At 26.2% G+C, this 11,338-nt stretch carries 8 protein-coding genes; all 8 read right to left on the bottom strand.

Translation table 11 applies throughout. The features are described from left to right. Positions 1-2,342, bottom strand: a 2,342-nt coding sequence (locus tag CP960_RS03455) for a TolC family protein (protein WP_133121131.1), incomplete at its 3' end; no start/stop codon positions are given. Positions 2,343-2,346: 4 nt separating this feature from the next. After that, the gene (locus tag CP960_RS03450; RefSeq protein ID WP_101183838.1) at positions 2,347-3,078 is read right to left on the bottom strand and encodes a hypothetical protein; all 732 of its coding nucleotides are present in this window, start codon (positions 3,076-3,078) and stop codon (positions 2,347-2,349) included. 6 nt (positions 3,079-3,084) lie between these two features. After that, entirely contained in the window at positions 3,085-4,155 is a 1,071-nt protein-coding gene (locus CP960_RS03445; protein WP_101183837.1) for a hypothetical protein, read from the bottom strand. Between the two features lie 105 nt (positions 4,156-4,260). Next, the gene (locus CP960_RS03440; protein ID WP_133121130.1) at positions 4,261-5,172 is read right to left on the bottom strand and encodes a hypothetical protein; all 912 of its coding nucleotides are present in this window, start codon (positions 5,170-5,172) and stop codon (positions 4,261-4,263) included. Positions 5,173-5,322: 150 nt separating this feature from the next. Then, positions 5,323-6,594, bottom strand: coding sequence for an HlyD family type I secretion periplasmic adaptor subunit (locus CP960_RS03435; protein ID WP_101183835.1), 1,272 nt, complete (start codon positions 6,592-6,594; stop codon positions 5,323-5,325). A 3-nt stretch (positions 6,595-6,597) separates the two neighbouring features. Beyond that, complete coding sequence (locus tag CP960_RS03430; RefSeq protein WP_101183834.1) at positions 6,598-8,715, bottom strand: type I secretion system permease/ATPase; 2,118 nt, start codon at positions 8,713-8,715, stop codon at positions 6,598-6,600. Between the two features lie 8 nt (positions 8,716-8,723). After that, positions 8,724-10,511: a tetratricopeptide repeat protein gene (locus tag CP960_RS03425; protein ID WP_101183833.1), complete on the bottom strand. Its 1,788-nt coding sequence runs from the start codon at positions 10,509-10,511 to the stop codon at positions 8,724-8,726. Next, positions 10,504-11,337, bottom strand: a complete 834-nt coding sequence (locus CP960_RS03420) for an FkbM family methyltransferase (protein WP_101183832.1) — start codon at positions 11,335-11,337, stop codon at positions 10,504-10,506. The genes CP960_RS03425 and CP960_RS03420 overlap by 8 nt, the downstream gene beginning before the upstream one ends. Between the last annotated feature and the right edge of the window lies 1 nt (position 11,338).

Below are 11,338 nucleotides of genomic sequence, written 5' to 3'. Positions count from 1 at the left end.
TTTAACTGTTTATTTTGTTTATATAATTCTTGTTTTGTTTCAATTTTTTCAATAATTGGATAATATTTTTGTTTAATATCATCAAGCAAATCAAGTGCATTTTGTGCTTGTTCATAAGTATTAAAAACTCCATACATTACTTTTACAAGCTCTTTACCTTCTATATATTTAAAAACAAAAGAGTTTTCGTATATTTGCTCTTTTTTAACAAAAGTGATTGCTTCTTTCATATTTGTAAAAGTTGCTATATTTATAGAATAATTCTCTTTATTTGCCATTAAGAATTTTTGTTTAAACTTTTTATTTGTTTCAAAAGATTGTTGCTCTTTTAAAACTTGTATTTTTTCTACAATTTTAACTTTTGGTTTTGGTTTTTCAACTTTTACTTCTAAACCTTCTAAATAGTTGATATATAACTGTTTTATATCTTTTAGTACTACTAGCTCTAAATTTTTATTTGTTTTTTTAGAAATTTCTTGTAACTTTTGTCTTGCATCTAACTCATTTTCAAATATTTCATACGCAATAACTGTTTTTATTTTATGTTTTTTTAATATATCAAATGCAAAAGATTTTTTAGATATTTTTTGTTCTTTTATAAATGCAAATGCATCATAAACATTATCAAAATCTTTAATAAGAATCATTATAGAATCTTCTTTTGCTTGTAGAAATTTTTTAATAAATTCATCAATATTATCATTTAATGAAGGTTCATTTTCTACTTCTTTATCTTTTTTAACTTTATCTTCTTTAGGTTTTTCTTCTTTTATTATCTCTTCTTTTTCATCAAATAGAAGTTTTTTATCCTTTAAATCATTATAAAGTTTTTTATTATATGTACTTGTAGAAAAGTTTACAAACTTATCATTCTCTGGGTCAATATTAAAATATGCCAATAAATCCCCTGTATATCCAAGTAGTAAAAAGTAGTCTTGTATATTACTTTTTTGGAATTTAAGTAGTTCAAGCTGTGCACTATTAAGTTGTCTTTGACCTTGAAGTAATACATTTAAATCTTGCTCTCCTAGTTTAAAAGCTTCCCAATATGCTTCAACGGCCTCTTTTGAAGAAACAACTTCACTTTTCGTACTTTTTAAAGCATCTTTTACACTATTAATTGAAGTATGTAGTTTAGACATGTTCCACTTAAGTTTTTTAACTTCTTCATTTAATCTATATTTTAAATCTCTTAAAATACTATAACTTCTTAAAATTTTATTTCTATCTTTCCCACCATTAAAAAGATTATATGTAAGTTTAATTCTACCAGTAAAGTCGTTTTCATCGCCTTCATAATCTTCTTGGTCTTTAATATCATTATATGTAACTTCTAAATCAACTTTTGGACTAAATTTAGATTGCGCATTTTGAACTTTATACTTTTCTGCTTCAATATTCAAATAATAGTTTTTTAAATGTGGATTTTGTTTTACTGCTCTATTAAATAGTCTATCAAATTCAGCAATTTGAATTTCAAAATCCCTTTCATAAGGAAGTGTTTTTGAAAACTTTTTCCCTACTACATACTCATAATACCTTAAAGACTCTTCTAGCTTTGATTTATCTTTTATTAGTTTAGTTTCTGCATTAGATACATTAGCTTTAATTGATGTTAAATCACCAATTGAACTGGCTCCATTATCATATTTAATTGTTACAATATCAAGTATTTTTTGAAGCTTAATCATGTTTTTTTCATTTACTTCAACAGCTTTTTTACTAAAAACAACTCCAAAATAAGCCTTTATAGCTTTTTTTAACTCTTCTTCAACAGTGATTTTATATTTATTTCGAGCAACTAAAACAGCTTCTCTTAAATTTTTAACATTATAATATGTTGCTCCACCTGCAAAAAGATTTTGTGACATAATAAATCTATAATTTCTATCATTATAAAATTTATATTTATTACTATCATTCTCTCCTGGGTAATGTCTTGTTTTGCTGTATGAATACTCAAAATTTAAAGTAGGATAATAATCAGCTAAAGCATCATCAAGTTTTAATTGTGATTGAACAACTTTTTCTCTTGCTGACCTTATCATATCACTATATGAAAGTGTTTCTAAAACTACATCTGTTAAAGAGACTTTTTTTAGATCATTTAAAGAAGTACTATTTGAAGAACTAAAGTTTGTAGCTCTAAGCCTTTGAAACTTTTTTACAACTGTTCCTTTATACTCAAGCTTATTTTGAACCCTTTTAATAGGTTTTTCTTTTAAATCATTTTGTTTAGTTATTTGAAGATTATTTATACTCTGTTCTTTAAATAATTCTTCTTCATTTGCAATTAATGATGAAATTAAAATAAAACTTAAAACAAAACCTATTTTTCTCATATACCTACTTTTCTACTCTTATTACGATATAACCATTTTTATCGTCAATACTCTCTTTGATTTCTACTTTTGATAGTAAATCAACTCTAACATCTCTTTTTTTGTATCCAAACTTTCTAATAAGATTTCTTGTACTTATTGTTCTTCCTAAAGATATTTGCTTTGCAACTGTTGCACTTACTTGATTTTTAGGGTCAACTGCTGTAATATAAATCTTATGTTCTCCTACTTTTGTCTTAATATCTTTTGTAAAAGTTTTTATCTTTTTAATAATCGCATCATCAACAAAAACCTCATTACCTTTAAAAGTAACAATCATATATTTATCTGTTTCAAAGGTTTTTTGAGCAGACTCTTTTTGGTCATCTATTTGTTCAGCATAATCAATTCCTGGTGATTCTAAATTCTTTGTATTTTTTACTGTTGATTTAGTTTGTTCAAGTTGTTCTTGTAAAACTACTATCTTTTTTTGCAAATTATCAACTACTTCTTGAACCTCTTTTTTAGACCTTAAAATCTTATTTCTTACAGGGTCTTGCTCTTGACTTGGATTACTATTTAATATCAAATCATCTGTTGCAATTGAGCCTGTATATGAGACTTTAAATTTAAACTGAGCATAATAACCTAAGTTTACCAAAGTTACTAATAAAAATAGTAACATTACTAATATAACAGATGAAAAGATATCAACAAATGAAGGCCATGGATTAAAATTATCTTCACATCTTGCCATAAAAACCTACTTAACTTTTTTCTCTAAATTATCTATTTTTTTATTTAATGAATCAACTAATTGTACAAGTAGTCTATTATTCTCTTCTTGTAATGCTAGACTTTTCTTAATAGTTTTATGTTCAGCTAATATAACATTTGAAATCTCTTGAAGTGAATCTTCCATCATCCCTGCATTTGAAAACTGATTTACATTTAACTCTTTTAATGAATTATCAACGCTTTCAAGAAGTAAAGATTCATGTTCGCTTGCTTTTGTATTTTCACTCAAATTTGAAGTAATTACTTCATATAACTCTTGAGAAGATTTATTTGATTTTTCAAGTTTTTGTGTAAAATCTCCCATAGTATCAATAAAAATATCAATAAACCCAGCAGGTAAACCACTAGTTGCTTGTCCTTGCACAGATGATTGTTGAGATAAAACTTTTCCTTCTTTTGAAAAAGCAGTTGTTATCTCTTCTAATACATCAGAAGATTGAGACTCAATTATTTTTCCTTTTAACCAATCTTCAACATCTTCTAAAAATGCAGCTTGATTTCTTGTAAGAATATATTGCATAACATTTAAAATAATCGCAGATGCAACTCCAAAAAGAGAAGAAGCAAAACCAATTGCCATACCACCAAGAGGTCCCGAAAAGCCTGTCATAATTTCAGCTATATCAATATCATCTCCACCTAAAGATAAAATAATTGAACCCATCTCATCAATTGCAACCAAAAGACCTGTAAAAGTACCAAAAAGTCCAAGCATTAAAGATGTACCAACAAAAAAACTTGTATAACTTTTTTGATTAAAAAATTGGTCAGAAAGCCATGTCGTTACATCTTTTGCTTCACTTTCTGTAAAATATAAAACTCCTTTTTGAGCTCTTCTATTAAACATATGAGCAATAGTTGCAGGCATTAATTCTGTTATACCTTGCAAATAAAACTCTAAATCTTTACCTTTTTTATATGCTAAAATACCAAAAGTACCTGCAAGCATTGTAAGCCTAATAGCTGATTGATAAACAACTAATAAACCAATTAAAAACATTGTTAAAATAGCTATATTAAAGTTTAAAGTAGCCATAAAAAATGTCGATATAATCGAAAAATTCGAATATACCAAGAAAACTAAAAAGAGCATAAATATAACAAATATTTTTAATATCTTAATTCTTCGCATACAATGCCTTTAAAACATAAATAGTAAAATAGAGATTACTAATCCAAGGGCAACAGTTGTTACAGTCTTGGTCATTTTATCTACGATATTTACAAAAGCACCACTACCTTCTACTTGTTCTCCTAAGATTGCAAGTCCAATTGTAGCTCCATTTATATCTGAGATTTTTCTATAAGTTTTATAATAAGTATCATCAACTAAATAACCTACGTCTTCTAGCTTTTTAAACCCCTCTTTTCCATTTTCTATAAGTTTTCCATAAAAATTTCCATCATATTTTTTTTCTTCTACTTTATACTCATTTACCACATCTCTATATTTACCAGTTTTTGCTTTTAAAGATAGTTTTCCCATCATCTTTTCATCAAGTAAGAAAACAAAAATAGAGTTATCTTTTTCAAACTCTGCTTTTAAAGTATGAATAGACTCTTTTATTTCAACAACACCAATTAAATCATCACCTTTTAAAATTGGTTCTACTAAAATAACAAAAATACCATCATTTAAAACCTCTATTCCAAATACTTTACTTTTATTTGTAATTACTGAGTTAATACTATTTCTATATTGATTTATTTGATTTGAAGAAGAGTAAAACTTCATAGAGATTTCATTAAATCCTGCTTTTAAGAAATTGTCATTATAACTATTAACTATACTATTAACTGCATTTGTATTATTTTGCTCCATGGCAGTAAGGAAATCATTGTTAGCATATATTGAAGCAACTATTTTTTTAAAATTCTCTTCTTTTTTATTTATTCTATTTTTTAAACTTGTTTCATATGTTTCTGACATAGTTACATATACTTCTTTTGACACATTTTGAGTCATAGTCATTAGAATATACATAGAAAAAGATATACCAATTATTGATATAACAGAAAGAGTTGTAAACCATAAACCCTTTTTTTTCTTCAAATTCCTTAAAAAACTTTGAAGCATCTTTATAAAACTAAACATTTTTTTTATTCCCCACCCTTATAATAAGTATAATATATTATAACAATTCATCTTACTATATTATTAAATAATTATTATTTTATTTTAAGTTTTAAATCTATTGTTTTTTTATTGCTCTACTAAAGCATTCTTTTTTATATTTTTTAAAGGCTTTAAAATATACTCAATAATAGTCTTTTTTCCAGTTAAAATATTTACATTAGCCACCATACCAGGTAGTATTGGCAAATCTGGAGCAAACTCATAATCATTTGCTTTTATTTTTGCTATATAAAAAATATTTCCACTTCTATCTTCAAAACTATCAGGTGAGATTGAAACTAATTTTCCCTTTAATAATCCATATTTAGAAAAATCATAAGCAGTAATTTCTATTGACACATCTTGCCCACTCCAAATCAATGCTCTATCTGATGTTTTTATTTTAGCCTCAATTGTTAAAGTGTCATCAATTGGAGTAATTTCAGCCATTTTATCTCCTGGTTTTACAATTCCACCAATTGTATGAAAATAGAGTTTATTTATTACACCATTTACAGGTGAAACTACTGACTTTCTTTGGTCTCTATCTTGATTTGCTTTATTCTTTTCAACTAATTTATTTATTTCAACTTTTAAAGAAGAGTACTGTTTTAAAAGTTTACTTCTTAATTCAGATTTTACACTTTCTACTCTTTTTCTAGCTTCTTGAATCTCTTCTTCTAAAATTGGTAATCTATTTCTTGTCTCTTCTAATCTTGTTACAATACTTTGCTTTTTAGAAAGTTCAGATAAGTACTCTTTTCTTGAAACAACTTTTTTCTTATATAAATTTTCTAAAATCTTCATATTTGATTGAGCAAGATTTAACTCTAAACTTAAGTTTTCAAACTTTATTTGAGCCTCTTTTAATTTTAACTCTTTTTGAGATACTTTATCTTTTTCTATCTCTATTTTTCTTGTTCTATTATCTAAATCTTCAAAAAAGATTCTTTTTTCGTTCTCTATAATATCTGGGATTTTATCTTTCATCTGCTTTGGAAAAGAAAGATTTTTTTTATTTGCTATTGAAGCTTTAAGTCTAATTGCACTAGCTTCAAATGATAAAAGTTCTATCTCTTTTGTTTTCAAGTCAGCTTTAAAAAAGGCATTTGATAGATTATATATAACATCACCCTTTTTTACTTTATCTCCTTCATTTAATAAAATTTTAGAGATAATTCCTCCCTCAAAATTTTGTAAAACTTTAGTTTGCCCAGAAGGTACAACTTTTCCTTCACCTCTAACAACTTCATCAACTTCACTAAAACTAGCCCAAATTAAAAAAATTATAAAAAATATCATTATAGGAATTACAGACACATAGTAATTCCATTTTTGCTCTTCAAATAGTTTATTCATAACTTATATCTTCTTTTGCGATAATGCATTTAATATCTTCTCTTTTGGCCCATCAGCAACTATTTTCCCATTATTTAAAACCACAACTCTATCTACCATTTCTAATGCAGCAAATCTATGAGTAATTACAATTAAAGTTTTGTCTTGAGATATTTTATTTACATGATTTACTAAACTCTTTTCTAAACCTACATCAAGTCCAGTTGTAGGCTCATCTAAAACTAAAATAGGAGGATTATTTAAAATCGCTCTTGCTAATGCTACTAAGTGTCTTTGTCCAACTGATAAATTTGAACCCCTTTCTCCAACTTGTAAACCATCTCCTTGACCACTTTTTTTTACAAGCTCTTCTAATCCTGTAATTTTAATTAACTGCATCATTTTTTCTTTACTTATTGGATTTGACAATTCAATATTCTCTTTTAAAGTTCCAGAAAATAAAAATGGCTCTTGAGGCATAACTCCAATATTTTGTCTTAATTCAACAGGATGCATAGTTGAAATTTCATGTCCATCTAAATAAATACTTCCTTTAGTAGGAGATTCTAAGCCTGTAAGCATTCTTAAAAATGTACTTTTACCAGCTCCTGTTTGTCCAATAATTCCTACTCTATCCCCTGCTTTTATATTTAAATTAAACTCATCAATTGAAGCATATTTACTATCTTTATAATAAAAACTTACATCTTTAAATTCAATATCACCTTTTAATTTACCAACTCCTACTTCAAGGTTTTTTTCATTTTCAACAGGTAAATGCCAAAACTCATTTATATTATTTAAAGACTCTTTTACCTCTTTAAATCTAATTACCATCATTGAAGTTTGAATTACAGGAACCATTGCACGGCTTGAAAGAATTGTAACAGCAATAAGACCTCCAATTGTTAGATTTTTGTTTGCAATTTCAAAAACACCTACTACAATTACAAGCATTGTTACAAACTGAATTACTGTTTGTGATAAGTTCATTGAGAATACATTTAAAGACTGTATCTTTTGAGAAATAGAATCAGTAACTGCAACAATATTTCTCCAATTAAAAAGCTTTGTTGAAGTTGCATTTGAAAGTTTTATTATCTCACTTCCTTGAATAGTTTCAACTAAATAACTATGCTTAGCTTGTGTATTTTGAACATTTTTTTTACTTAAATTTGAGATTGGAATTTGCATAATTACATTAAAAATAAGTATAACAAATGCAATAGTCAAAGGAACAGCTGCAACAGCTGGAGATATAAGAAAAATAACTGTAATTGCTATAAAGAAAAAAGGTAAGTCAATTACTTGCAAAACTGACTTTGTTGCAAAAAAATCTCTTATTTGATTTAGCTCTTTAAATAAGTTTGCTTTTGAACCTACTAACATATTATCATATTGTGATTTTAATGTTAGCATTCTTTTCATTAGCTCTTCTTCTAAATATACTCCTAGTTTTTTACCGACATTTTCTATTATATGATTTCTAACACTTTTAAAATATATATCAAAAATTAAAATTATCACAACTCCACTTGCAAGAACAAAAAGAGTCTCTATTGCATTATTTGGTACAACTCTATCATAAACACTCATAGTAAATAAAGGAACAGCTAATGCAAAAATATTAATAAAAAGTGTTAATACTCCAATCTCTATATACGAACGCCAAAAGCTCTTTACAGGTTGCCAAAACCAATTACCTGTTTTTGTATTTCCTATTAGTTGTGTTTTGTTTTTATCCCTAAAAATCAATATTGCTTTTTTATATTGTTTTAGTTTTGAAGAATCAATTGTTATAGTTTTATTTGTACTTACATCTAACAAAGTAGCTTCTTTTGCTTTATTTGTAAGAACATAAGGTTTATCATCTTTATCAAAAATAATACAAGGAAGAAAATGTTTCGCAATATCTAAAGCACTAATTTCTTTACTAACTGCATATAATCCAATTTCATGAGCAACATCCATTGCTACTTCTTGAGTAAAACCATCTTGATTATTTGCACTAAGAGTTAATATAGTTTCTAAAGATATATCTCCAAAATAAAAATCCAGTATATATTTAAATGAGAATAGTAAAGGATACTCTTTAGCATTAATTTCACTATTAGTTTCTAAATTCTTTTTTGTATTTTCCAATTAAAACCTTATTTAATTTTTATCTTATATTGTTTAGAAAGTTTAGCGTAAATAGACTGAAACACGCTATCCCAAACTCTAGCACTTTTTTGTCTAAAAAGTTTTGCACTTGGATACCATCTTGTAGATTCTGATTTATTTGTCCATCTCCAATCAGGAAATTTTTGTAAAGGAATCCAAACAGGTGCATTAATAGCTCCACAAAGATGAGCAACTGAAGTATCTGAAGAGATTACTAAATCAAGTTGTTTTACTAAACTTGCAGTTTTAGAAAAATCTGTTAATTTATCTGTTAAGTCTATGATTTTATCTTCAAAACCATACTGCTTTATTTGTTTATTCTCTTCTCCAACTTGTAAAGAGTAAACATTGATTTTAGGATGATTTATCAAAGGTTCTAAATATTTTAAATCAAAGACTTTACCATCATAACTCTCTCCTGTTATTGAAGCCGACCAACAAACTCCTATATCAATCTTCTTTTCATCTTTTTTTATTTTTAAAGATTCATCATCTAAAGCTTTTAAATAAGGCATCTGCTTTGGTAAATCATCTAATGATTTCATTTGTAAAACAAAAGGCATACTCATAATTGGAAGATGATAATCAAAAGAAGGAGTAGGCTCTTTTCTATTTACTAAAACATCAATCTCTTCTATTGTTTTAAAAAGCTCTTTTAACTCATCTCTACATTTTACAGCTATTTTACACTTGAATTTTTCTTTTATTAAAGGCAAAAATCTAATAAACTGTATAGAATCACCAAACCCTTGCTCTGAGTGTAAAAGTAAAGTTTTTCCTTCTATATTATTCTCTTTTTTTAACATAGGTTTTGAAAATATATCTTTATTATTTACAATATGAGACAACATCTCCTCTTTTTTAAATCTCCATTCATACTCACTCCAACCATTTTTAAAGTCATTTTTTGCAAGATAGATTGTAGCTAAATCAAAGTGTGCATTTTCAAAATTTGGGTCTAGTTGTATTGCTTTTTTATAACTTTGTATTGCTTTATTTGTATATCCTAAGTTTTTATAAGAGGTTCCTAGATTACTATGTGCATTTACTCCATTTGGTTCTAGTTTTATAGATTTTTCATGCAAAGATGCAGCTTTTTTATAATCGTGCATTTTATTATATACATTTCCTAAATTTGTATATGCTCCTGCATTATTAGGGTTTAGTTCTATTGCTTTATCTAAATTTTCTATTGCATATTCATACTGCTTTAGCTTATTATAACAAGCTCCAATATTACTATAAAGTTCATTATATTCAGGGTCTACTTTAAGAGCTATTTTAAAAATCTCAATTGCTTCTTTATACTTTTTTTGCTTATATAAAACAACCCCTATATTATTAACAGCTTTTGAATAATTTGGTTTAATTCTAACTGCTTGTTTATAAGCTGCAATTGCTTTATCATAATCATTTATTGCTTCATAAACTATACCTAAATTATTATAAGCATTAAAATCTTTTGGATTTAATCTAATAGCATCACTAAAAGCTCTTATTGCATTTTTATAATCTTTAATCTCTTTAAATAAATTTCCGAGATTATTTAAAACCAATTGATTTTTATTATTAAGTTTTAAAGCTTTTATATAAACATCATAAGCTTCTTGATATTTTTTTAAAGCCTTTAAAACAACACCTAAATTGCAATAGTTTTCCGAAACATTTGGTTGTTTTTTTATTAGTTCTTCATACTTTTCTTGTGCTGTTTTTAAATCTTTTTTATTATATGCTTCTAATGCCTGTTTATTTAAACTCTCAATTATTTTACTCACTTTTTCCCCTTTTTAATGGATGAAAATTAGAATCTTTAACCTCAATCATTTTTTCAACATTTATATTAAAACTTTTATGAATACAAACCATATTTACAGATACTATATTATTAAAAATATTTTTTTCATTATTGGCAAAATTTTGTTTATTATATAAAGTTGGTAAATGCCAATAAAGTCTATAATCATATGATTTTATTAACTCAATTAACTCTTTTGAGTGCTTTTGTCTATCATTCTCTACGTAAATAATAGGCTTAAATTTTTCTATTATATTTTTTGCACCCTTTAAAACTTCAATCTCCATGCCCTCAACATCAATTTTTAAAAACTTTAATCTTGATATTTTATCTTTATAATCATCAAGTTTTTCTTTTCTTACAGGTGAACCTTTTTTAAATCCATCTACACTTACTCCTCCAAAATTACCTTGTTTTGAATAATCAATATCAGGAATAGCAACATAACCTTGTTCATTTGAAAGTGCCGTTTGAAAAGTATGTACATTAGTAATACTATTTAAAGCTAGGTTTGCACATAATGTTTGAAAAACCACTCTTTGAGGTTCAAAAGCTAAAACAACACCACTTTGTTTTACTAATTTTGATAATGTAATTGTATGAGCTCCTATATTTGCTCCTACTTCAATTACAACATCTCCTTCTTTACAAATTTGTTCAAATAAAGCTGCTTCATGATAAGAAAACTCTCCATACTCTTCAATTGATTTTCCAATATAAACATCATTTTTATTATAAAGCACATATCCATCTTTTGCTTTTACTAATCTATTAAATTTATTATTATCAAGTAAGTTTTTTAACATA

The sequence above is a fragment of the Malaciobacter halophilus genome (genome assembly GCF_002837275.1).
GTDB lineage: Bacteria > Campylobacterota > Campylobacteria > Campylobacterales > Arcobacteraceae > Malaciobacter > Malaciobacter halophilus.
The sequence above is the reverse complement of the archived record's forward strand: the minus strand, read 5'-3'. Positions and strand labels throughout refer to the sequence as shown.